The 23,914-nt window shown below is 62.9% G+C and carries 13 protein-coding genes; 6 read left to right on the forward strand and 7 right to left on the reverse strand.

The window, feature by feature from the left end:
• Positions 1-355 precede the first annotated feature (355 nt).
• Positions 356-2,023, forward strand: coding sequence for a hypothetical protein (locus P5205_10865; protein ID HSA10857.1), 1,668 nt, complete (start codon positions 356-358; stop codon positions 2,021-2,023).
• 490 nt (positions 2,024-2,513) lie between these two features.
• Here P5205_10865 and P5205_10870 read toward each other — a convergent pair whose 3' ends face one another.
• On the reverse strand, positions 2,514-4,958 hold the full coding sequence (locus tag P5205_10870; protein HSA10858.1) for a hypothetical protein: 2,445 nt from the start codon (positions 4,956-4,958) through the stop codon (positions 2,514-2,516).
• A gap of 165 nt (positions 4,959-5,123) precedes the next feature.
• Here P5205_10870 and P5205_10875 point away from each other — a divergent pair, with 165 nt between their 5' ends.
• Positions 5,124-6,401, forward strand: a complete 1,278-nt coding sequence (locus tag P5205_10875; GenBank protein ID HSA10859.1) for an MFS transporter — start codon at positions 5,124-5,126, stop codon at positions 6,399-6,401.
• 364 nt (positions 6,402-6,765) lie between these two features.
• On the opposite strand, the gene P5205_10880 is transcribed toward P5205_10875, so the two are convergent.
• Entirely contained in the window at positions 6,766-7,215 is a 450-nt protein-coding gene (locus P5205_10880; protein HSA10860.1) for a hypothetical protein, read from the reverse strand.
• Positions 7,216-7,433: 218 nt separating this feature from the next.
• Between P5205_10880 and P5205_10885 the strand changes: the two genes are divergently transcribed.
• The 3 genes from P5205_10885 to P5205_10895 all read left to right on the forward strand — a co-directional run bounded on the left by P5205_10885 (position 7,434) and on the right by P5205_10895 (position 11,187).
• Positions 7,434-8,465, forward strand: coding sequence for a galactitol-1-phosphate 5-dehydrogenase (locus P5205_10885; GenBank protein ID HSA10861.1), 1,032 nt, complete (start codon positions 7,434-7,436; stop codon positions 8,463-8,465).
• A gap of 69 nt (positions 8,466-8,534) precedes the next feature.
• Complete coding sequence (locus tag P5205_10890; protein HSA10862.1) at positions 8,535-9,329, forward strand: glucose 1-dehydrogenase; 795 nt, start codon at positions 8,535-8,537, stop codon at positions 9,327-9,329.
• Positions 9,330-9,903: 574 nt separating this feature from the next.
• Complete coding sequence (locus P5205_10895; protein HSA10863.1) at positions 9,904-11,187, forward strand: alkaline phosphatase family protein; 1,284 nt, start codon at positions 9,904-9,906, stop codon at positions 11,185-11,187.
• A 29-nt stretch (positions 11,188-11,216) separates the two neighbouring features.
• Here P5205_10895 and P5205_10900 read toward each other — a convergent pair whose 3' ends face one another.
• The 4 genes from P5205_10900 to glgP all read right to left on the reverse strand — a co-directional run bounded on the left by P5205_10900 (position 11,217) and on the right by glgP (position 17,467).
• Positions 11,217-12,233 carry an exo-alpha-sialidase gene (locus P5205_10900; protein HSA10864.1) on the reverse strand — a complete coding sequence of 339 codons (1,017 nt, stop codon included), beginning with the start codon at positions 12,231-12,233 and terminating at the stop codon, positions 11,217-11,219.
• A gap of 105 nt (positions 12,234-12,338) precedes the next feature.
• Positions 12,339-14,012 (reverse strand): DUF4080 domain-containing protein, encoded by a 1,674-nt coding sequence (locus tag P5205_10905; protein ID HSA10865.1) that lies wholly within the window; start codon positions 14,010-14,012, stop codon positions 12,339-12,341.
• Between the two features lie 9 nt (positions 14,013-14,021).
• Positions 14,022-15,191, reverse strand: coding sequence for a 23S rRNA (adenine(2503)-C(2))-methyltransferase RlmN (gene rlmN / locus P5205_10910; protein HSA10866.1), 1,170 nt, complete (start codon positions 15,189-15,191; stop codon positions 14,022-14,024).
• A gap of 98 nt (positions 15,192-15,289) precedes the next feature.
• Complete coding sequence (glgP, locus tag P5205_10915) at positions 15,290-17,467, reverse strand: alpha-glucan family phosphorylase (GenBank protein HSA10867.1); 2,178 nt, start codon at positions 17,465-17,467, stop codon at positions 15,290-15,292.
• 220 nt (positions 17,468-17,687) lie between these two features.
• Between glgP and P5205_10920 the strand changes: the two genes are divergently transcribed.
• Positions 17,688-20,057, forward strand: coding sequence for a hypothetical protein (locus P5205_10920; protein ID HSA10868.1), 2,370 nt, complete (start codon positions 17,688-17,690; stop codon positions 20,055-20,057).
• 213 nt (positions 20,058-20,270) lie between these two features.
• Here the strand turns inward: P5205_10920 and P5205_10925 are convergent, their stop codons facing one another.
• The gene (locus P5205_10925; protein HSA10869.1) at positions 20,271-23,465 is read right to left on the reverse strand and encodes a PEP/pyruvate-binding domain-containing protein; all 3,195 of its coding nucleotides are present in this window, start codon (positions 23,463-23,465) and stop codon (positions 20,271-20,273) included.
• Positions 23,466-23,914: the final 449 nt, after the last annotated feature.

Below are 23,914 nucleotides of genomic sequence, written 5' to 3' on the forward strand. Positions count from 1 at the left end.
CGCAAGCAAGGTCGTTGATTTCGAGACACCGCCAGCCCTGGGCGCATCAAAGTCTTTATGCACCCGTAGGGCCCGTCTCATTGACACCCCGCTTCAGCGGGGTGGACGACGTGCGCGCAGCCCCCTAACCGCTTCAGCGGTTTCAGGTGTGTACGTAAACCGCTGAAGCGGTTCCCACGCCGCGCCACCGGCCATCACCCCGCTGAAGCGGGGCGTTAATGAAAGGTCAGCAAAGACAGGGGCTTGAAAAGGCCTGCCACCCCATCAAACCTCACTACCAGCATATGCGGAGTGGATTACTCCTGAGGGCAAATCCAGGCTCGTCAGACTTCTTGCCCTCAGTTTACATGGCCACATGCGCCAGTATTCGTTCAGAACCATCTCCAGTGAACACCCGCTCAAGACTCATCTTGTCATGGCGCTGCTCATGGCTTGCCCAACGACCCTGTGGGCCGGGGAAAGTGTTCAATCCGGGCGGCCGGAGGCAAAGCCCGCGGCAGACGCAGCCGGGAGCACTCTCAGCGACGCGGCCTGGCAGACGCTTCGTCGGCAGGCAGTCGAGCGGCCGCGACGGATCATCTTCAACAACGACGGCAATGAGCCGGTCTATTTCTGCAAAGCCGCCACAGCGGAGGAACTCCTGAAGGCCCGCACGAGCCGGCTGGCCGGCTCGCAGGTGGACTCGATTTTCTATTGCACCTGGAGTTCGGGCTTTGGGCTGTTCACGCACAACACGAAGGCGGGCCAGGTCTTCAGCACGCGGGAAGCCATGTTCAAGGACAACCGCACACAGGAGTTTCTGGATAGGAAGCTGGACCCGCTGCAGGTCATGGCGGACTTCGCCCATCAGCACGGGATGGAGCTGTTTTGGTCAATGCGCATGAACGATACCCACGACGGCGCAGGCGCGGACTATGGGCCGGTTATGTTCCGGGCCAACCGGCTGAAGCAGGAGCATCCCGAATGGCTGATCGGCAGCAAAGAACACCCGCCGCGCCACGGCGCCTGGTCGGCGGTGGATTATGGCGTGCCGGAGATTCGGGACCTGGCTTTCCGTTACTGCGCTGAGGTTTGCCGGAACTACCAGGTGAATGGCATCGAGCTGGACTTTTTCCGCCACGCCTTCTTTTTCAGGTGCTCTGGCCGCGGCGAACCCTGCGGCGATGCGGAGTTGGACCAGATGACCGCTCTGGTTCGCCGCATTCGCGCCGCGACGGAAGAGGCGGGCCGGAAATGCAACCGGCCGATTCTGCTGGCCGTCCGCGTGCCCGACTCGACGGATTATTGCCGGTTGATTGGCATTGACCTGGAACGCTGGCTGCGCGAGGGCCTGGTGGATTTGCTGATCGTCAGCGGCTACACGCAACTCAACCCGTGGGAATACAGCGTCCAGCTCGGACACAGGTACGGGGTCAAGGTCTATCCCTCGCTCGATGAGCCGCGCGTGCGGGACGAGGGGGCCCGAAAGCTGCGGGGAACTCCGGCGGCTTACCGGGGCCGCGCGCTTAACGTGTGGCATGCCGGGGCCGACGGGGTTTACCTGTTCAATTTCTTTGATCCGGCCAGCTCACTGTGGCGGGAACTGGGCGACCCCGCCGGCTTGCGCAAGCTCGAACGCACTTACTTTGCCAGCGTCCGGGGCGTCGGCTCGATGCCGGTGCCACACCAGAAGTTCCTGCGTGTGCCGACCTTGAATCCGGCCAGCCCGGTTTCCGTTGCGGCTGGGAAGCCTGGCCGCGTTGTGTTCCGCGTCGGGGAAGACTTTGCCGGTGCCGGCGAGCCGGCGCGAATCTGTCTGCGACTCCGGTTCAAGAACATGCCTGCGGCCGGACAATTCCACGGGTCTTTGAACCAGCAACCGCTGTCAAACGGAGAGATTCGAGATGTCTGGATGGAATACCAGTTGAACGCCAAGGCGCTCTGCGCTGGAATCAATCTGCTGGAAGTGTCCTGCGCCGACTCGCCGGCGGGGCCGTTCTCGCTGCTTGACCTTTGCATTGAGGTCACCCCGGCTGAGGATTGACGCCACCCAGCTCAGAGCCAGCCCGGCCAACACGCCCTGCCCCGCTGATTGTCACTAAACCGCATCGGACTGGCTGCAGGGGTGGCTCCCTGCTGCAGTCCGGTGAGGCTGCCAGGGATGGCAAACGGTCGGATGCCCTGTGAAACGGAATAAGTGCAATAATCTCAGTGGATTATAACGATCGGGCAGAAGAAAACGCCCATCCTGGCCCGGATTTGGCATAAGTGCATCAATCGCAGTCGGTTACGTAGAACTCCTCCCGGATGTCAAGGTTGTATCCACGGTGTGGATACGGTGAGGATACGGTGCGTATACGGTGAGGCTCCCTTGGGCACTGCAACCTGACCGCGAGGTTTGTCAGGTTGAATCGCTCGGGGTCCAGGAAACCGTCCGGCCCATCGGTAGCGCCGGTCTGCTGCCCGGCGGGCTACAAGAACATTTCCTGGCGCCGGGTCGGCAACCAGTTTACCAGGGCTGTGCGCGAGCTGCCCTACGGCTGCCGAATGGCTTCCAGGCTGCTGCGGTTTTCGGTCTTGATGGTGTAGCCGGCGGGAGCGGTGACCTGGTATAGGTGCTTGCCGCCATCTTTGCGCCAGCGGAGCGCGATGGGGCCGTCGGCGGTCGGGAAGCGGCCTTCACACCAGTCCAGGCGGGAGTCGGTGAAGCGGAGCTGGACGAGGTGGTTGACCGTGTCCACGCGGTGCAGGCCCAGCACGTCGCGGTAGAGGACATGCACGGCGCCGTGGGAGGCGAAGCCGTGATTGCAACTGGCGTAGGCGCCGTCGTTCTCCCAGAGCGTCCCGGTGCGGTCGGCCATGTAAAGCTGGTAGGCGAGCGATTCGTCGAGCAATTGCTGGCACAAGCCATATCGGGAGAGCAGTTCCAGCCGCAGGACATTGCCGATGAAGGCATTGGCGGGGTGAACTTCGGGGAAGGCCTTGGTCTGCTTGCGCTGCGGGCCGAAGTCGTTGATCAGGCGCTGCCACAGCTCCGAGTGCGTCTCCGGTTTGGCCACGCCGAAGAAGAACGCGAAGTATTGGCAAACCTCGGTGCGGTTGGTAGTAACCTCCAGCTTGCCGTTGATGCGCTTGGCGTTGTCCACGAAGAACCCATCCCTGAAAGACTGCTGGCGGATGGTCTCGCGGATGCGCTCGGCGTCGTCCGTCAGCTCCGACAGGCCGTACATCCGGCCGACGGCGTCGAGGGCCTTGGCGTAAAGCATGTTGGAGGGGTAATTGACATCCTGCACAAAGGAGTTGGCGGCGGACCACTCGACGAAGACCCAGCTCTCCAGCTTCTCCAGCAGGCCGTTGTCGTTCCGGAACTTCTTGAAGTAGTCCAGCAGCCGCAGGATGCGGGGGCGGAGGGCGTCCACCATCTCGCGGTCGCCGCTGCGGGCGAGGTACTCCTCCAACTCCACAACGAACCACAGCGACCAGTTGGGAATGAACACGCCGTCGTTGTGGTCGGCGGGGTAGCACATGGGCAGCATGCCGTCGGGCAGATGGGCGAACCTGGCGGGCAAGCGGTAGTTCTCGAAGAAGTTCTGCTCGATGCGGGTGTCGCCGCACAGGTCCTTGGCGACACGCGCGGTGAAGAAGCTGTCGCAGAGCCAACCGGCGCGCTCGCGTGAGGGGCAGTCCATGAAGATGTCCAGGGCGTTCTGGCGGAAGGTCTCGCGGCCGGCGGCGAAGAGGCGGTTGAGCCGTTCGTCGCTGGCGGCGAAGTGCGCCTGCCAGACGCCGTCGCTGGCGAACTCGCGGAAGTAGAGCTTCTGCACCTCGCACTCGCCTTCGAGCACGATGAGCTTGAGGTAGCGGAGGGTGTAAGGCTCGAAGGACTCGAACGCGCAGGTGCCCGGCTGCAATTCGCAGGCGATGACGTTCGCGCAGCTCAGGCGCTTCCAGTCCACGTCGTCCCGGGTGAGGATTTCGTCGAAGGTCAGAAACAGACGGGTCGGAGTGCGGCAGTTGAAGCGCGCGCCGATGAAACCGGTGAGGTTGCAGCCGAAGTCCACGATCTGGAAACCATTGGACTTGAGCACCTGCGAGTCTGCCGATGACCAGGGCTGGTTGATGGGCTGGCTGGAGGCGTTGGCAACGGTTTGCAATTCCAGCGAGGGGATGGCCTCCAGGTCCTTTGCCGGGTAACCGCCGAATTTGGGGCCGACTCCGGTCAGGGACCGGTCCCGCCAAGGCTCATCCACCTTGAGGTTAATTCGGACCTGGCCTTGGGAAACGAGCCACGACGGCTGACGGACCGCGTAGTCGGGGTAGTCAACCCGGCGGGGGAGCAGCACTCGCTCGGGCAGGGCGGAGACCTTGACTTCAGCGAACTCCGGGGTCGTGTCCGTGCGCCACCGGCTGTAACCGGGCGCGAGCCGATAAACCTCCGAGAACGTGCGTTGGAAACTGAAGCGCTGCACTTTCTGCAACCGCTCTTTCAGGATGGTGGCAGCAAAGGAGGCCCCCTTGCCGCCCGTGGACGCAATCACAGTGCCGCCGGCAACGACCTCGGCTTGCAGGAACGAAGGTTGGTCGAGCAGGTAGTAACTATTGACGTTGTAACCGGCCACCTCGAAAGCCACCACGTTTTCGCCAGGCTGGAGCCTGGGGGTCAGGTCCCATTCGTCCACGCGGTAGAAGCCGTGCGGACCGCGAGCCGGACCGTGTGCCAGGAATTGGCCATTCAGGAAGACGCGATACACGCTGGCGCCGGTGGCGCGCAGCAGGACTTGCGCCTTTTCGGGAGCCTTGAAGCTCGCGCGGAAGCCGACAAAGAGATTCTTCTCCGTCTCGCGGCCACTAGGCCAGATTGGCTTGGCGGAGAGGAAAGCCGGCGTTGAGGCGGCGAGACTTGTGCAAGGCGGCAGGAATGCAAACAGGGTGAGAGTCAATCGCCAGGCGCCACGCGTAAGCAGGTTTTGCAGGTTCATAATCCGCCCATTGACTTGGCCGATTTGAGGCGGCCATTCAAGACTTAATTGCGTTCAGGCGCAGCAATCAGCGGCAAAGGAGCAGCCGGTAACGGCACAATGCGCTCTTTTCCTGCTGACGCGCCGCCCAGGGACTGATATGCCTTTCGCGCACCATCCGATGCTATGAGACAAGACCGCTGGCTGCGCATCATTCCCGTGGCGCTGGTCATGTACACCATCTCCTACGTGGACCGCACCAACGTCTCCCTGGCGCTCGACCCCACGATCTCGTCCATGATGAAGGACCTGTTCATGGACGACCGGATGAAGGGCGAGGCTGCGGGCATTTTCTTTTTCGGCTACATCCTGCTCCAAATTCCGGGCGGTTATTGGGCGACGGCCTGGAGCCCGCGGAAGATCATCAGCCTGTTCCTGATCTCCTGGGGCGTGTGCGCGGTCGGCTGCGGGCTCGCGCGCACCTTCAGACAATTTGAATTGATGCGCTTCCTCCTGGGTGTCGCCGAAAGCGGCGTGTTCCCGGCGACGATGGTGCTGCTGGCCAACTGGTTTCCGCGGGGAGAACGGGCTCGCGCCAACGCGTACTGGAATCTCTGCCAGCCGCTGGCCGTCGCGGCGACCGCCCCCGTCACCTGCTGGCTGCTGGGCGCCTATGGCTGGCAGAAGATGCTGATCCTGGAAGGGCTGCTGCCCTTTGTCTGGCTCCCCGTCTGGTGGTTCTGCATCCGGGACCATCCACGCGACGCAAAATGGATTTCCGCCGAGGAAAGGAGCTTTCTTGAAACCACTTTGCAGCGGGAAGCCGCCGAGCTGGAGCCGCCCCAGCCTGTCTCGATCTGGGCGCGGCTTTGCGAACGCCCGGTGCTGGTGCTGCTGGCCATGTATTTCCTGCAAAATTGCGCGGCCTACGGCTGCATGACCTTCTTCACCAGCAGCCTGAAAGGCAGGGAGTTCAGCGGGCTGCAGTATGGCATTCTGTTTGGCATTCCCTACGCCCTGACCGCCGTGATCATGGTGCTCAACTCCCGGCACTCGGACAAGACCCGGGAACGCAGGGGACATGTGGCCGCGGTCTATCTCCTGAGCGGTCTGAGCCTCATCCTCAGCGTGGGGCTGCGAGAGCATTTCTGGGTATCCTACGCCTTCATGTGCCTGGCCATCCCCGGCCCCTTCGCCGCCCTGGGCCCCTTTTGGGCCATCCCCAGCGAAACCCTGCCCCGGGCCGCCGTGGGCCTGGTGATCGGCGTAGTCAATGCCTTCGGCAACCTGGGCGGGTTCGCCGGACCCTACATCGCCGGCTGGCTCAAGCAGGAATACCAGAGCCTGCCCGTGGCCTTCAGTGCTTTGGGCGCCGGACTGCTGATCGGCGCCGGGCTGGCTTTCCTGCTTCCGAAAGCCGCTCCCCTGCCAGCGCCGGCTTCGTCTCGCGGAGGCTGCGGTTAGTGTGCCGCACTGTTCCCGGGTCGCGCCATGTCTCTTTGTCAGTGTCGGCAGGGCAATCGGCCCCTGTCTCACAGCGCAGGCGCGGGAGAACGCCCGGCCTGTGCGGAGCGGGGTCGAGGGCATCCGAATGCAAACTGGACGCGCCGTCCCGCGTCCGCTGCAAGCCGCTGGAAGGCCCCGTGAGGTTCGCGCTTCACACAGGCCCGATTGAGTCCGAATAGGTGTTTAGCCGGACTCCCCAGTCCGAGCTGCCTAACTGAAAACTAAGCCGGAGTTCCCGCTCTGAGGACCGCTAAACGGAAGGACAAGAGCCTTCCGTAAAAAACTACTGTTGCCTATTGACGGCGCGGGCTTGATAGGTGGTTTAGGCCGCCTTCCTGAGTTTGTCCAAGTGTTCACGTAGAAAGACTCCGAACTGCCCTATCCGGTTTGCCACAGCCACCTCAAAAAGCCGCTCAACTTCGGCTCGTCCGCCTTTATCGAGTGGGTGGACACGCTTGTATCTCTCGTAATAATCACCTCGTTCAGAAGCCAGCGTAAACTCCGGCACAATAACACTCAACTCCAGAACTCTGCGCTTTTTCCGCAAGCTGACGACTTCGAGCTCTGGCAAATTCATTGGCAGCCATAACCACACCCGGATATCGAGGCGCTCATCTTCAAACGTCATTCGGGCGTAAGCGTCGGGACCGCCATGTATCTCTCCGTTCCATGAAAAGCCGCGATCACGGCTGAGGTATTCCAAATGCTCAAAGCACGGCTCAAAAAACCAAGGCACTTCCTTGGTCAGTTGGGTGCGTAAGGGGACATACATAGCTTTGCCGCCTAACTAAGTGATTATACAGGTCTGCATAACATCCCCTTTTGGAGTGATATCCAAACGTCCCCCCTCCGCGAAGGAAAGGCTTCTCTTCATCAAGGGCCTCTCTACTCCTCGCATGTTCGGCTGTAAAGCACCGTTTTGACGGATTAACACCAGAAAGCCCCCTTGACCGAGCCGGCGCGATGGTCCTAACTGGGTTGCGTGATCCGATGAAAGCCCTCGTCCTCAAACAATACCAGCAGTTCGCCTGCGAAGATGTGCCAACCCCGGAGCCCGGTCCAGCCGACGTCCTCGTCGCGGTCAAAGCCTGCGGCATTTGCGGCAGCGACGTGCACGGGATGGACGGCAGCACTGGCCGGCGCCGCCCTCCCATCATCATGGGCCATGAGGCGGCGGGCGTTATCTCCAAGGTGGGCAATAACGTGACCGGCTGGGCAGCGGGGGACCGTGTCACGTTCGACTCGACCATCTATTGCGGCGAATGCGCCTATTGCCGGCGCGGCCTGATCAACCTGTGCGATCGCCGGCGGGTGCTGGGGGTCTCGTGCGAGGATTACCGGCAGCCCGGCGCGTTCGCGCAATTCGTAGTCGTGCCCCAACATATCCTGTACCGGCTGCCGGATGCCTTGGCCTTCGAGCACGCCGCCCTGGTCGAGCCGTTTTCCATCGCCGTGCACGCAGTTCGCCGCGCACCGCCCACATTGAACGACACCGTCACGGTGGTGGGCGCGGGGATGATCGGCCTGGCCCTGGTGCAAGCGCTCAGCCAGGCCGGCTGCGGGCGGCTCATCGTGGTGGACATCTCCCCGGACCGGCTGGCCCTCGCGGCGGATTTCGGCGCGACCCATACCATCAACTCCGGGGCCGAGGACGCCCTCGCCGCGATTCTCCGATTGACGAACGGCCAGGGCGCTGACTTGGCCTTCGAGGCGGTGGGCCTGACGGCCACGGTCGAGTTGGCCCTGCGCTGCCTGCGCAAAGGCGGCGCCGCAACCCTCGTTGGCAACGTCACCCCCAAGACCGATTTCCCGCTGCAACTGGCCGTGACGCGCGAGTTAACCATCCGCGGCTCGTGCGCTTCGCAAGGGGAATACCCGGCGTGCCTTGACATGCTGGCGCGCGGCGCGTTGCGGGCCGCGCCGCTGATCAGCGCCATCGCCCCGCTGGCCGAGGGCGCCGTCTGGTTCGACCGGCTCTACCGGAAGGAACCCGGATTGCTGAAGGTCGTGCTGAAACCGTGAGGCGCGAAACGTGATGCGGGAGAACTGCAGGAAACGCTTGCCATCATGGCAATGAGAATGAGGACAACTATGAGTGAGAACGCATTTGATCTGACCGGCAAGGTGGCGATCGTCACCGGCACCAGCCGCGGGCTGGGCCAATACTTCGGCCGGGCGCTGGCCCGGGCCGGCGCCGACCTCGTCATCACCAGCCGCGACGCGGCTGCCCTCGCGCCGTTCCAGGCCGAGATTCAGGCCCTGGGCCGCCGCGCATTGCCGCTGGCGCTGGATGTGCGCAAACCCGACAGCGTCCAGGCCATGGCCGAGGCAGCGGTCGCGCATTACGGGAGGATTGACGTGCTCGTCAATAACGCCGGCTGCAACGTGCGCAAACCGGCCCTGGAGGTCACTTGGGACGATTGGAACCTGGTGTTGGACACCAACCTGCGCGGCACCTTCTTCGTCTCCCAGGCCGTCGCGCGGCACATGATCCCGCGGAAGTATGGCCGCATCATCAACATCGGCTCGGTCACCTGCGTCTTCGGCTATGCCGGCCTGGGGCCATACAGCGCCAGTCGCGGCGGCGTCAAACAGCTCACCATGAGCCTCGCCGACGACTGGGGCCTCCACGGCATCACTGTCAATTGCCTGGCCCCCGGCTGGTTCAAAACCCAGCAGAACGCCGTCATGTATGAGAACCAGGAATGGGTCGAATACCTCTGCGACCGCATCCCGCTCAAGCGCCCCGGCCAGCCGCCGGACCTGGAGGGCGCCGTAGTCTTCCTCGCCTCCGACGCCAGCGCCTATATCACCGGCCAGACCCTGCTGGTGGACGGCGGCATCTCCACGGGAGCAACGCGCGCGCTACCCAGGAAGGGGCGTTGACCGCAGCCGGCCAGCCTGCGCCGGCGCCCAAGAACGCCCGCCGGCCACCCCCGCCGCGTCGCGCGAGTTCTTGGCTGCCACCCCCTGTTTCAACTGTCTCAAAACTGGACAGTCCGGGGCGTTTGCACGGTGTAGCCCCGGCCAGAACACGGTGCAACCCCAGTGTGTATCCCATGGGGAGCGCTCCCCATGGGATACACACCGGGGTGTCGCCGGGCTCGCACCGGTGTCTGACCGGTATTTCGGGCGCAATCCAGACTATCGCACTCGAAATGAAAGATATGCTGGTTTCGCCAGGAAAGGGATGCGGCGAGGATGGTCCTGGCGGCGCAAAGGCTGATGAATGACAGGGCCGGCGGCAGGAAGGTTGGCGCGCCCGCGAGCAAATGAGGTTCGCCCGGGCGCTTCCCGCAGGCGGAGAAGGATTTGCTTCCCGGTATCGCTCCGTTATAGGATGCAGCCTGAACACAGTTTGGTTCCGCAGACAGGTCCCGCAGTTGCCTGAGTCGGTATGCCGGCGTCAGGTTTCTCTCTGCCTTTCTAGTGGCGTCCTTGAATAGCGAAACGTGCTCGTATGAAACACATTGTTAGACTTTCCGTCGCCCTCGTCGCAACAATCTCCCTGGCCCTGGCGGCCACCGCCCAGGTGCCCTATGTCATCGTCATCAGCGTGGACGGTCTCGGGGGGACTTATCTGAGCAACTTGTTTGCTCCGACCAATACCGCCTACCCGATTCCAAACTTTACGCGGTTAAGGAACGAGGGCGCGAGCACGCTGGCCGCCCACATTGACAACAACAATTGGGAGACCTTGCCGAACCACACCTCCATCGTCACGGCCCGGCCGAGGGACGGCGCCAACGGCCACGAATGGAGCAGCAATGACAATCCCGCCGTCGGGCAAACGATTCATTCCAAGAAAGGCTCCTACGTGGCCAGTGTCTTCGACGTGGCGCATGACAACGGGCTGAGGACCGGTATGTACGCCAATAAGACCAAGTTCATGCTGTTCGACACCAACACAACCTATACTGGCGGCGGCTCCTATAACGCCCTTTACGGCGCTCCCGACGTGACGGGGCCGGACAACGGGCGCGACAAGGTGGACAACACCTACATCAACGCCGCCCTCGGCGGCGTCATCGTCAATACCTTCATCGCGCAGCAGAAAACCGCCAATCCCAACCACTACGCTTTCCTGCACATTAACGAGCCGGATTCATACGGCCATTCAACGGGGTGGGGCAGCGCGACGTGGTACAGCCAGGTCGTGAACGTAGATACGATGCTGGGCAAGATCTTCAAACTGATCGAGGAGGATGTTCCCGCGATGACGGGCAATACGGCCATCATCCTCACGGCTGACCACGGGACCCAGAGCAGTTACAGCTACCCGGCCCAGCGGTATTCTGTTCCGTTCTTCGTCTGGGGACCCGGGGTGCCCGCGGGCGCGGATCTCTACGCGATGAACGTCGGCAGGCGCCAAGTGGCGTCCGCGTACCCGATGACCACCTATGCCGGCATGCAGCCAATCCGGAATGCTGAAGCCAACAACGTCGCGCTGCAGCTTCTCGGCCTTGGGCCGATACCCGGTTCCACCTTTGACTACGCGCAGGACCTGCGCGTCACGCTGCCGCCCACGCCCGTTATCACCGGCATCTCTCACGATGAACCCGGGACGTTTACCATCAGCGGTTCGGCGGACCGGAGCGGCAAGGTCGTTCTGTGGCAATCGGAGAATCTTGCGGCTCCTGATTGGCAGGCCATCCAGACTAATGCCGTCGCCGCCGGGCCCTTTAGCTTCACCGTTTCGCAGGGATCGGGTTCCATGGCCGTCTTCAGGATGCAAGGCCAATAACGCGCCCTTATTTGCAGGGTTGTCGCCCGCTAATCGCCACGGGCAGGCAAGGAGCGCAGTTCCAGCTTTGTCGGGTCCACCACCACGTGCTTAATGCGCTCGCGTTTCCAGGTGTAGGTGATATGGACCAGACCATCGCTGGTCTGGATGACGGCGGGGTAAGAGAACTCCTTCCGGGGCTGGTCCTCGAGCGTCAGCGCCGCCTGCCACTGCTTGCCGTCCCGGGAAATGGCGACGTTGAGGGGGCTGCGGCCTTTCTGGCAGTGGTTATAGACCAGGAGCTGGCGTCCGTCGCGCAGGGTGACGGCATCGGTGCCTGAGTTGGGATTGGGCAGCGCAGTGAGCGTCATCTGAGCCCAGGTCTTCCCGCCGTCGCCAGACCAGACTTGGAAGATCGAGCCCTGTCTGGTCCGCCCGATCGCCTGGAGGCGATCGTCGGGGTAGCAGAGGATGCTGGGCTGGATGGCGTCGATTGCCTTGCCGTCGTTTACCGGAGGGGTTGCCTGCCACGTCTCGCCCAGATCAGCCGTGCGTTCGAAATGGATGCGCCAGCCGCCTTGTTCGGTGCTGCTGGGGCAGAGGAGGTCGCCGTTGGGGAGTGGCACAGGCTTGTTCTTGCTGGGGCCGAGGATGCCATCCGGCAACCGGCGCGGCTTGGACCAGACTTGGCCGCCGTCGGCGGAAGTCATGAGCATGCCCCACCAACGGTTCGGGCTCGGGCCGACCTTGTAGAAGAGCAACAAGGGCCCGGACCGGGGCTGAAACAGCACGGGATTCCAGCAGGGAAAGCGGTTGGTGGCGGATTGCACACCGTTGGCGACCTCCACAGGCGCGGTCCAATGTCCCGAAACCTGGCGCGAGAGCCAGATTCCCACGTCGGGGTGCCGCTCGCGAGTGCCGCCAAACCATGCCGCCACCAGGTGGCCCGATTCAGCCTCGGCGATGGTCGAGGCATGGCAGGAAGGAAAGGGGGCGGTCCGGTAGATGAACTCCGATGTCAGCAAGCCAGGCGGGACGCCAGCCAAAGAGGACATGGTCACGGTCATGCTCGCGCAGCAGGCGAACGTTGATGCGAATGGGCGTTTCATAAAGGGTGCGACAGGCGGTTATAGGAGTCCTAACAGTTGAATAGGTCAAATGTGTTACCTGGGCTAGGCCCAGTGGCGGGCCTGGCGTTTGGGGGCGGCAGGGCGGGCGGGGGCGGGGATCGGTGGCTGGGCGGACGCAGGCAGGAGACTTCTGAGGAAGCGGGGCGTGTCGCGGCGGCCAGGGCGCTGGTAATCGCGGCAGAGGACGGCGGCGGTTTGGGCGGGGTCGAGGCGGCGAACGGCGGTGAGATACTCGAAGAGCAGTTCGGCTAGGCGGAGGAGAGCGATGCCGTCGGTGCGGCGGGTGCGGGCGTAGAGCCATTCGGTGAAGCGCAGGAATGCGGCGAAGGGGGAGTGAACGCCTGCACCGCCAATTGCAGTTTGCACTCCTGAACCCCTCACCCCGGCCCTCTTCCCTTCGGAAGGGGAGAGGGAGAATGGCTGGCCGCTGGTAGACGAGGGGTGATTGTTGGGAGGAGACGGAGCGGCGTAGGCATCGGGCGGGTGGGTCCAGAGCAGTGGCGTGGTCTCGCGAAAATTGCCGCTGTTGGCGACGAGGTCCCAGTAGCGGGCGAAGCGGCGGAGATTCTGCATGGCGGGGAATTCAATGAGGCGGTTTTGCAGGATGTCATATGGCGGATGGGGACTATAGAGCATTTGCCATTCGGTGTCGTGCCGGGCGATGGGCGCGCCGCTAAGGCGCTTGAGGATGCCGACCTGGATTTCGTGCGGGCGCAAGGCAACAAGGCGGTCGAACCCGGCGGCGAAGCTCTCGAGGGATTCTCCCGGCAGACCCGCGATAAGGTCGGCATGGAGGTGGACCCCGGTGTGCTCGCGCAGGAAACGGAAGTTGTCCTCAAGCCGCGCGTAGTCCTGGCGGCGCTGGATGCGGGCGGCGACCTCCTCGTTGAACGTCTGGACGCCGATCTCGAATTGGAGCGCGCCCGGTGGGAAACGGGCGATGATTTCGCGCAGGGCGTCCGGCAGGCGGTCGGGGATGATCTCGAAGTGGAAGAGGTGGCCGGGGCAGTGGTGTTCGAAGAGGAACTGGAGGATGGCGCGGGCAGCATTGAGGTTCAGGTTGAAGGTGCGGTCCACGAACTTGAACTGTCTCACACCGCGGTCCAGCAGGTGTTGCAGGTGGTCGAGCAAGGCGGGCAGCGGGGTCTGGCGCACCGGGATGTCAAGTGAGGAAAGACAGAACTCGCAGGAGAAAGGGCAGCCGCGCGAAGCTTCCACGTAGATGACACGGTGCGCCACATCGTGGTCGTCGTAGAGATCGTAAGGCAGCACCAACTCCGCGAGCTCGGGCGGGCTGGCGGGGATGATCCGGGAGCCGGGGCGCCCGCCGGAGAGCAGTTGGCGGCACAGGTCGGCGAAGGCCAGGTCTCCTTCGCCCGTAATGGTGTAATCGGCCAGCGCCACGATCGGTCGGGACTCGGTTTCGAAGCTGACTTCCGGTCCGCCCAGGACGAGTGTGATGTCTGGCCGCACACGCTTGAGGATGGCGACAACCTCCGTCGCGGGCGCAACGTTCCAGATGTAGATGCCCAACCCGATGATCTTCGGCTGCCGTGCCAGGAGCGCTTCCGCAATCTCAACCGGCCGCTGGCCAAGGTCGAACTCGGCGAGCGCGGCAGCCGACCGCAGCGGGCCGAGGTTGGCCAGCAGGTAGCGCAGCCCAAACGCGGTGTGAATATGCTTCGCGTTGAGGGTCGTCAGGACAATGTCTGGCATCGTTGCGGCCTATTGCTTGCGACCGGCCAATTCCTGCTCCGTTTTCAGGCGCAGTTGCCCGCACGCCGCGTCAATATCGCCCCCCTTCTCCCGCCGCAGCGTCGCGCTGACCTTCTGCTTCTCCAGCGCGCGCAGAAACGACTCCTGCGCCGCTTCGGCCGGCCGCTCCCAGGGCAAGCCCTCGACCCGGTTGTAGGGAATCAGGTTCACCTTCGCCTTGAGCCTCCGCGCCAGCGCCGCCAGCGGCTTGACCTGATCCAAATTGTCGTTCACCCCGGCGATCAGGACGTATTCGAACGTGATCATCCGCCCCTTCTCTTGCTGGTAATGCTCACAAGCGGCGGTTAATTCGCGCAGCGGGTATTTGCGGTTGATGGGCATGATCTTGTTGCGCGTCTCGTCCGTCGCGCCATGCAGGGAGATCGCCAGCCGGAATTGGAGCGGCTCGTCCGCGAGCTTGCGGATTTGCGGAGCCAGGCCGCTGGTCGAGATGGTCATCTTCCGCGCGCCGATTCCGGCGCCCCACGGCGCATTGAGAATCCGCAACGCCTTGAGCAGGTTCTCGTAATTCGCCAGCGGTTCGCCCATGCCCATGATCACCACGTTGCTGACCACGCGGGGTTGAGGGTAAGACGATGCTTGCTGCGTGTTGCGTGTTGCATGTTGCGTGCTTTCAGCTTCCCCTCGCTCTTCGCCTCTCGCCCCTCGCCGCTCGCCTGCATTCCATCGCTCAACCGCCAGCACCTGCTCGACAATCTCCTCCACGCGCAGGTTTCGTTTCCAGCCAGCCAGTCCGCTGGCGCAGAATTTGCAGCCGTAGGCGCAGCCGACCTGGGTCGAGACGCACAGCGTGTGCCGGTCGCTCGGCTCGCCGTAGAGCGCCGGGTTGGCCGGAATCAGCACGCTTTCGATGAGCGCCCCGTCGTCCAGCCGCCACAGGAACTTCTGCGTCGTGTCGCGCGCGCCCTGCTTCCGCACCAACTCCAGCACGGCAAGCGAGAAATGCCGCCGCAACTCCTCCCGCAGCGAACGCGGCAGGTTTGTCATCGCCTCCCAGTCCGTTGCCCGATGCGCGTAAAGCCACTCCAGCACTTGCTTCACCCGGTATGCCGGCTGGCCCCACGCGCGGAACTGCGTCCCCAGTTCCTCGGCCGTCTGCGCTCTAATGTCGTTCGACACCTCGACAGGTTAACCCATCTTCCCCGTTTAACCCATTCAACTTATTGAACTTCTACAAACCCCTTTGCTGAGGCCAACCATTCGACCCGCGCGCCCGCTCACTTGGCCAGGTAATACCTCTCGGCATATTCCCGCACCATGCGCGTGGTGGTAAAATGCGGGACCAATGTCACCATGGCGCGACGGATGCGCTGGATCCATTGCCGGGGGATGCCTTGGGCGTCGCGCTGGTAGAAGAGCGGGATCACTTCCTGCGTCAGCACCGCGTAAAGGTTGTCGCTGTCCACCCGGTCCTGCTGCTCGACTGATTCGTGATGCGAGTCCTGGCCGATGGCGAAGCCGTTTGTGCCGTCGTAACCCTCGCGCCACCAACCGTCCAGGATGCTCAAGTTGAGGCAGCCCTGGCATCCGGCCTTCATCCCGCTGGTACCCGAAGCCTCCAGCGGGCGGCGCGGCGTGTTTAACCACACGTCGCAGCCCGACACCATCTGCCGGGCCACGTGCACGTCGTAATTCTCGATGAATACCAGGTGCCCTTGCAGGTCGCTGTACTTGCTCAGATGAATGACGTACTGGATGTAGCGTTTCCCGTCGTCATCCCGCGGATGCGCCTTGCCCGCAAAAATGAACTGGACCGGGCGCTCCATATCGCGCGTCAGGCGGATGATGTTCTCCAGTTGCTTGAAAATCAGCGGCGCCCGCTTGTAGGTCGCGAAGCGGCGCGCAAAACCGATCGTCAGGGCGTCCGGGTTCAGCAGTTGATCGAATGCGATGAAATCGCCATGCGCCAGGCGCTGGCCCTGGATCAACAGCCGCCGCCGCGCAAACTCGATCAACTCCCGGCGCAGCTTGAAGCGGATGGCCCAGATTTCCTCGTCGGTGATGAAGTCCGGGTCCGCCATCCGCTGCCAGAACTCGGGCGAGTTGACTTGCGCGGCCCAGTCCTGCCCTGTCCCGCGAAAGCCGGGCGGCACCTCGCCTTCGAGGCTGGTCTTGAGCTTGCGCTGCCAGAACCGGCGCACCGTCCCCTTCATCCAGCCCAGCAGGTGCACGCCGTTGGTGATATGCCCGATCGGCACCTGCTCCTCCGCGCAGTCTGGATAGAGGCAATGCCACATGTGCCGGCTCACCCGTCCGTGCAATTCGCTCACCGCGTTGGCCGCCCGCGACAGCTTCAGCGCCAGCACCGTCATGCAGAATGCCTCCTGCGCGTTGTGCGGATTCACCTGGCCCAGCTTCATCACCTCCTGGAACGGCGCCCCGATCTTCGCCCGGTACCGGTGCATCGCGTAGTCCATCAAGCTCGGGCTAAAGCGGTCGTGCCCCGCCTCGACCGGCGTATGCGTGGTGAAGATGCATTCCGCCGTGGTTTGGGTTACTGCGTCCGCAAAGTTCGTCCCCGCCGCCAGCTTCTCCCGGATCAACTCCAGCGTCAGAAACGCCGCGTGCCCCTCGTTCATGTGGTACACCGACGGCTGGATCCCCAACGCCCGCAGCAGCCGCACGCCGCCGATACCCAGGAGCATCTCCTGCATGATCCGCGTCGTGCTGTCGCCGCCGTACACTCGCTGCGTCAAGTCGCGGAAATGTTGCTCGTTTTCGGGCCGGTTGGCATCCAGCAGATAGACCGCCACCCGCCCCACGTTGACCCGCCAGGCGTGGAAGGCCACCTCGTTCATCCCAATGTCCACCCGGCACACCAGCGGTTCGCCCTTCTCGTCCAGCACCGGCTCGACCGGCAGGCTCTTCGGATTCAGTTGCGAATAGTATTCTGTCTGCCAGTTGTTCGCATCAATCGCCTGCTGGAAATAGCCTTCCCGATAGAACAAGCTGACCCCCGCAAAGTTCAGGCCCAGATCGCTCGCCGACTTCGCGTGATCCCCGGCCAGTATCCCCAAGCCGCCCGCCGCGATCGGCAGCGTCTCGTGGAAACCGAACTCCGCCGAGAAATATGCCACCGGGTTGGCCCGCAGCGCCGGCGCGTGTTCGTGCGCCCAGGTGCGCTGGTCGTTCATGTAAAGTTCAAACAACCGCAGCACCTCGCAAACTCTTTCGCAGAAATCCGGATCCTGCAGGCGCGACCGCAGCTCGTAATCCGAAACTTCGTGCAGGACCGCTACCGCGTTGTGATAGAGATTCTGCCAGCCGCGCGGCGACAGCTCCTGGAACACCTCCTGCGCTTCCTGATTCCATGTCCACCACAGATTTCGCGCCACCCGGTTCAGGGATACAGTCATTTCCCGCAGCTCTTCGCTTGTCAGTGGTTTTTTGGTCATAAAGTATTAGGCCTCATCCTCTCACAACTCTGTACTGCAACTGGTTACGCTGTTAATCCTAATGACTGCCCGTGCGGTCCGCAAATAAAATCACGGCCCGCTTGTCATCGCGGTCGCTGCTCGACATGGCCATTACCGACCGACAGCTCAGTCCTTAACGTTTGCCGTCCCGGCGTTGATCTGCGTACGATTGAGGCCGATGCAACCATGTGTTGCCACTATGAAGTGTCAAAACCGCCTGTACCTTTCGGCTATCCTGTTGCTAGTCGCCGCCTTGCCAGTTGCGGCCGCGTCCAGCCATCAGCCGCTACGGGGCACGCTCTCCGTCCCCTCTCTGGACGACGCCATGGCCTCCCGCACCGACCTTTGGGGCGAGTTGGCCATGCGTCAGACCAACGGCCCGAGCTACGAGTTCTTCGCGCCGCTGCTGAGTCCGCTCCGCTATGTCAACGCCGATTTCCGCTACTACCCCATCGTGCTCAGCGCCCCCAACGCACAGGTGAAAGCCCGCCTCATCGCCAACGGCAGCGGCCTCAACCATCGCGGCGGAACCCGGTCCTGGACCGACAACGGCATCCCCGCGCGTTTCCGCGTCGGCCCCGACGAATTCCTCTTCGGCGGTCTCCCTGACCGCGTGCACCAGCCGACGCTCGCCGAAGGCTGGCTGCCCATTGTTGAAATTCGTTATCGGCATCCCTCTCCAATGCAGCCGGGCGGCAATGTCCCCTTGGCCGAGCCCACACCCAAAGTCCCGCCCGAAATCTACCGCCTCGAGGCGTTCGCCGCCACCGCACCCCACCTCGCTGCCAAGGGTCTCGTGTTCGTAAAGTTCGATCTCATCCAAGGCACCAACGGCTACATTGCTGTTGATCTGGATGCCGGGAGCGCCCTCAAGCTGCAGGAGGGCCGCCTGTTCGACAACCAGGATCGCCTGCTGGCGCTCTTCGACGCTGCCTGGAAGTGGGAACGCCAGCGCGCCGTGGCCCGCCTTAGGCCCGGCGCAGCGGTGGTGCTTGCCATCCCCACCCAACCGCTGGACGCCTCCTTGCGGCTGGTGATCAATCCGGCCACCTACGCCGAGCACCGTCAAGCTTGTGCTGAAACCTGGCGCAAACTCCTCGCCCGGGGCATGAATGTCCAGACTCCCGAGCCTTATGTCAACAACGCATGGCGCCATCTCCTCTGCCAGAACTTCGGACTCATCAACGGCAACTCGATTCGCTGCAGCGCCGGCAACCAGTACGACAAACTCTACGTATCCGAAGGCAGCGACGCCGCCCTCGCCTGCCTCGTCTGGGGATACGAGTCCGACATGCGCCGACTGATGGTTCCGCTATTCGACTTCACCCGCAAGGATCTCGAATGCCATCAGGCCGGCTTCAAGCTCAACAATCTATGCCGCTACTACTGGCAAACCCGCGACCACGCCGCCGTGTCCGACCTGCGCCCGCGTTGGGAACCAGAAGCCGCCCGCCTCGCCAACACCCGCACCAACGAATACGGCCTCTGCCCCAAAGGCCAATACTGCGGCGACATCAGCACCCTCGTCCATAGCCTCACCGTTGACGCCAAAGGCTGGAGAGCCTTGCACGATCTTAGCGCCGTCCTCGCCCAAACCGGCGCCGCCGCTGAGGCCGAACGCTATCGCGAGAACGCCGCCCGGTTCAAGCGGGACACTCTCATCGCCATAGACCAGAGCCTCAACCGCCAGACGACGCCCCCCTTTGTCCCTGTCGCACTCTACGCGGATGAGCCCGCCCACGACCCCATCACCGCCAACCGCATCGGCAGCTACTGGAACATCGTTATCGGTTACGTCATCGGCAGCGGCATCTTTCCGCCGGGCAGCGAGGAAGAGACCTGGATTCCCCGTTACCAGGAACAGCATGGCGGCCTCTGCATGGGCATGCTCCGCGCCGGCGGCGGCTATACGTTCTGGACCAGCTCCGCCCGCACCAATCCCCTCTACGGAACCCGTTACGCCCTCGACACCCTCCGCCGCGACGACCCCGATCGCGCGCTGGTCAGTTTCTATGGCATGCTCGCGCAGGGCTTCACCCCGAACACTTTCGTCTCCGGCGAAGGCTGCTCCCTTTCCGCCGCCGACCCAGACGGGCGGTTCTTCTACTGCCCGCCCAACAGCGCCGCCAACGCTCATTTCCTCTCCCTGCTCCGCAACCTCCTGGTCCAGGACTGGGACCTCGATGTTGACGGCGAGCCCGAAACCCTCCGCCTCCTTTTCGCCACCTCCAAACGCTGGCTCGAAGACGGCAAGACCCTCACGGTCGAACGCGCCCCTACTGCCTTCGGCCCCGTCTCCGTGCGCGTCCAATCGCATCTCGCCCGCGGTGAGCTTATCGCCGACCTCGACCTGCCCGCCCGCAACACGCCAAAGCAAACCTTCCTCCGCCTCCGCGTCCCCGATGGCTGGCGCGTGACGTCAGGCAGGGCGCACCTGCCGAGCGCGCCATCCGAGTCTCCGCTCAGGGAGCGGACTCTGCTGCTGGACGAGCGCGGCACCGCAGACATTTCCGCCCTCAGCGGCAAGGTCACTCTCCGCTTCCAGGCCCAGTCCGTTTCCTCCCATTGATGTTCCAGCCAGGGGCGACACTCCCCTTGCGCCGCGAGCACTCGGAGGTGTTCAAAGTACAAGGGTTTTCCCGGATTCTAACTACACGCCCAACCTGCGCTTGAACAGTCCAGTGGCGTTCAAGGTGGAGTTTGAACCAAGCAAGCAGGATTGCGTAGAGCGTGGAAGTTCCGCCATCGCAGGAAACCTCCTTGACTGGAACCGCAGACTTGCCTACAGCCGCCCGAACCTGCCGTCGAGGCCCAGGCGCCACATGAGGGCGTTGGTGCCGCCTGACCAGCAAACGTAGATCAATTGGATATTGGCGGCGTTGAGTTGGTTGATGATAGTGGATGGCACACTGGGGTCCAAACGCGGCTCGAAGATGAACTCTTCCGTGAAGTTGTGGTGACCGGGACAGTAGGTTTGGGAGTAGCAATTGGTCAGCACGATCGGTTCGGAGGTCAGGCCCGTGATCCGCGTCTCAACAAACTGCAGCAAGGGGGCCGTGTAGATCAAGATGCCGTTGGGCCGTTCGGGCCAGCAGAACGAAGTCTGGACGGTGACGGCATTCGTGTGGAGGGTCCTCTGCATGAGGATGGCCCCAGGCGTGAGCACCGGCTGGGTCTCCAGTGAGACCGTCTCGTTGGTGACCTTGCCCGAAACGCCAGAGCGGTCAATGGTGGGCATGGCCGTCGCGTAAGTGACGCCAACCTTCCTGGCAAAATCCGCCTGCGTGAAGACCGGTGGCTGGGCGCCCGTGGCATTGGTCTCTAGCGTGGTCTCCAGCCGCCAGAACCAGCTATTGGCCGCGCCGGCGCCCGTTGTCCAGTAATTCGTGCTGCCCGAAGGTGAGACGGACGCGCCGGGCCACCCGCTGAGCGGACCGCTGAGGGTCTGGATCGTCCCGTTGCTGGGGTACTCATAGCTGCCATAGGTGTAGATCCCGTTGCCGAGGTTGGTCGCCGTCATCCACAGGTTGGTCGTGTGGAGGTTCCAGAGCGACTTGAGCCGGTGATTCGCGAAGACGCTGGTGAACTCGGCCTGCCGCACCGAGCAAGTCGTCGCTTCATCAATTAGAAATGCCGTGACTGAGTTGGTCGTGCTGGCCTTGGGGAGTTCGCGCACCTGCTTCACCACCAGGCCGAGGTTGACGTCCTTCTTGTATTCGAAGTCGAGGCAAAAGTCGTTCTTGGTCGGGTAGAATTGGCGAAAGCCGCATCCAATCGCGGTGAAGAGATCCAGGAAACCGCGATAGTCCGCCTGCCAATCCATCACATAGTCGCCCAGCGGAACGCGCGACGAATACTGTTTCAGGGTCAGCGTGTAGGTTGGCGGGATTGAAATGGAATTGTAGCGCTTGCCGGTGACAACTTCGGGTACTGCGCTGCCGTCGGGATTGGTCACCGACTCCGCGCCAAGCTGAGTCACGATGTCACCGAGCACGTTGGTGCTGCTGGGGGTGAACGTGAAGGTGGGTGTGGCCACGCCGTTGGCTAGCTCCTCCTCGTCCGGGAAGGAGTGGTGCACCAGCACGCCCATGGCGACCTGGGTTTCGTCCACCCGGTGCATCAGGCGTTCGAGAACCGCATCATCGTTGTAAAAGCTGGCGTAGACCTTCTGGATGGCCAGGAAAACGCCCTTCTCCTTGGAATCGGTGGCATCACAATGCGAGGGGCCGGCGGTGTCGCCGTCCATGTCATCCAACAGGCAACCGCTGTAGCTGTCGTAGAGCCCCGCGCCGGTGAATTGCTCGGCGTCCTCCACGTTCGTCGAGCTGCGGAACCGGATCTTTCGCTGCGGATTGAACCAGCCAGCCAGCACGTTGGTGATCGCCTGTTGCTGCGCGCTCGTGAAGCTGGCGGTCTTGGTGAACAAGTCACGAATGGCGGCCAGGTTGGTCTTGAGCGAGACGACATCGGGCGGGTAGTTCGTGAAGGGCGCCAGGCGGGTGGCAATTTCCACCCGCAGTGTCTGCCCGCCGGGCAGGGTTTGGTCCAGGAAGGCGTCCCACAGGTCGAAGGAGAAGGCGATGGCGACCGGGCAGTTGGTTGGAATCCAACGCCGCAGCAGGCCGTAGTTGGCGGCCTTGCCGCCAAAATGCTTAATGTCGGTCGGCACCAGAAAGTCCGTGTTGGTCCAAATTGAGCCGAAGGGCTGCTTGGGCAGGAAGTTAATCGGCGCCGGAACCTTGAGTTCGAGGATCTGCGCCTCTAACTCCGGGTCGAGTTGCCCTTCGACATCGAGCACCTTGATCTCCGCAACGCCCGAGGTGACCGTCGCGCGCAAAATGACCTTGTGGCCGACCAGGCTCTGCACACGGGCCTGCTCCTCGGGGTTGGGCACATACACGAAAGGAATGCCAAAAGACTGCGACAGGATCGCCGTGTGCGAGTTGGGTGTGGACGGGCTCAGAGTAATGATGCCCGCCACAAGCGGCGTGTCCGCCGGCACGCCGTCGGTTAGCAGGATGTCGCCGGGTTGCAGCCGGCCATCGCTGTAGGCGGCTACAACGTCCGCGGCGGTGAAGAACTTCAGCCGGCCCAAGGCCCAGCCGGCCGAATAGCAAGTATTGACCGTTAGCCACCGGTCCACGGAAGCCACCGGAATCCCGAGCGCGGCGAAGCCGCCGGCATTGGTCCGGGCCATTTCGCTCTGTTCATAGGTCGGCATGTAGTATGCCTCGGCACTGTTCGAGAGGTAGGTGGTGGCCTTTACCAACTCGAACCAGTTGCTGATCTCCTCGGGTGTGTAAACGTCCCGGCCGATGAATTGCACGCCATATTCCGCATACGTGACCGCGGGCGGATACAGCACCGCGCCCATCACAACCTGCTGGTTGGTACGATAAAGCGAGACAGCGTCGAACTCCGCGTAGCTCATGCCCCAAAATTGCGGCAGCCGCAGCGTGGCGAAGTCGTAGTGGAACAGGTGTTTCTTGCTGTCCTGGTAATAGACCCGCGTCGGGTCGTCCAGCAGAATGGAGAACTTCACCCAAGTGACGCTCTTGGGGGCATTCGTAGCCTGGAACGGGTCAGAGGGATAGCTGATCTGATTCTTCCAGTCATTGGTCGCATGGCGCTCGGCGGCGGCCACCCGGTAGAACCGCTGGCCCCCGGCAGCGCTGGCCGCATCCGGGTAGGCAAGCAGCGCATTGTGAAGCGTGCCGATGTTCGTCCACGCGGACAGGTTGGCAGACGCGTGAAGAGTCAATACTGAGTTGCTGTGGAACGTGCTATTGAGCCGCAACCAGCCGTTGGCGTTCTCCGGCCACAGAATCTCCAGCCGCGGCGCGGCGACCTGTGCGGACGCCGAGAGGAGCAGCAGTGGAAGGCAACACCATTCCAGCCACCGGAGCGAGATGCGGGAAACCTTTGGCCCGCAGAGGAATCTCCAGGCGCTTTGACGAGGCAGTAAAGACGGCTTCATAAACTATGCTGCTAAAGCAGAAAGCAAGGCCTGGGAGACTCTGCCTTCTGCCGATAAACTCAAATCCAAACCCGGGCGTTTGTCGAGCCAAATCGCCAGGCCCGAGCCAGCCAGCCACGGCGATGACACGGCGGCAATCCGGCGCGACCCCGGTGTGGTTCCCATGGGGGCCGACCCCCATGGGAACCACACCGGGGTATCACGCGTGTCACACCGTTGTCACACCGGTGCTTCCGGCTGTTGGGGCTGGGCTAGAAACCGCCACTGTCCCAAAAATGGACACTGCGCCGGTTCGAGGCCCTCGCGCGCTTCCGCCAGTGGAAAAGTCGCTGGCAACAGGCAGCGCTCAAAGCAGTGGACAGCCTGGGGAAAATCCCAACTTTGATCGTATGACCATCAACTGGTCCCGTCACCCGTTTCCCGCTTCCACGCGGAACCGTTGACGCCGC

Source organism: Candidatus Paceibacterota bacterium (assembly GCA_035452965.1).
Classification (GTDB): Bacteria; Verrucomicrobiota; Verrucomicrobiia; order Limisphaerales; family UBA8199; genus UBA8199.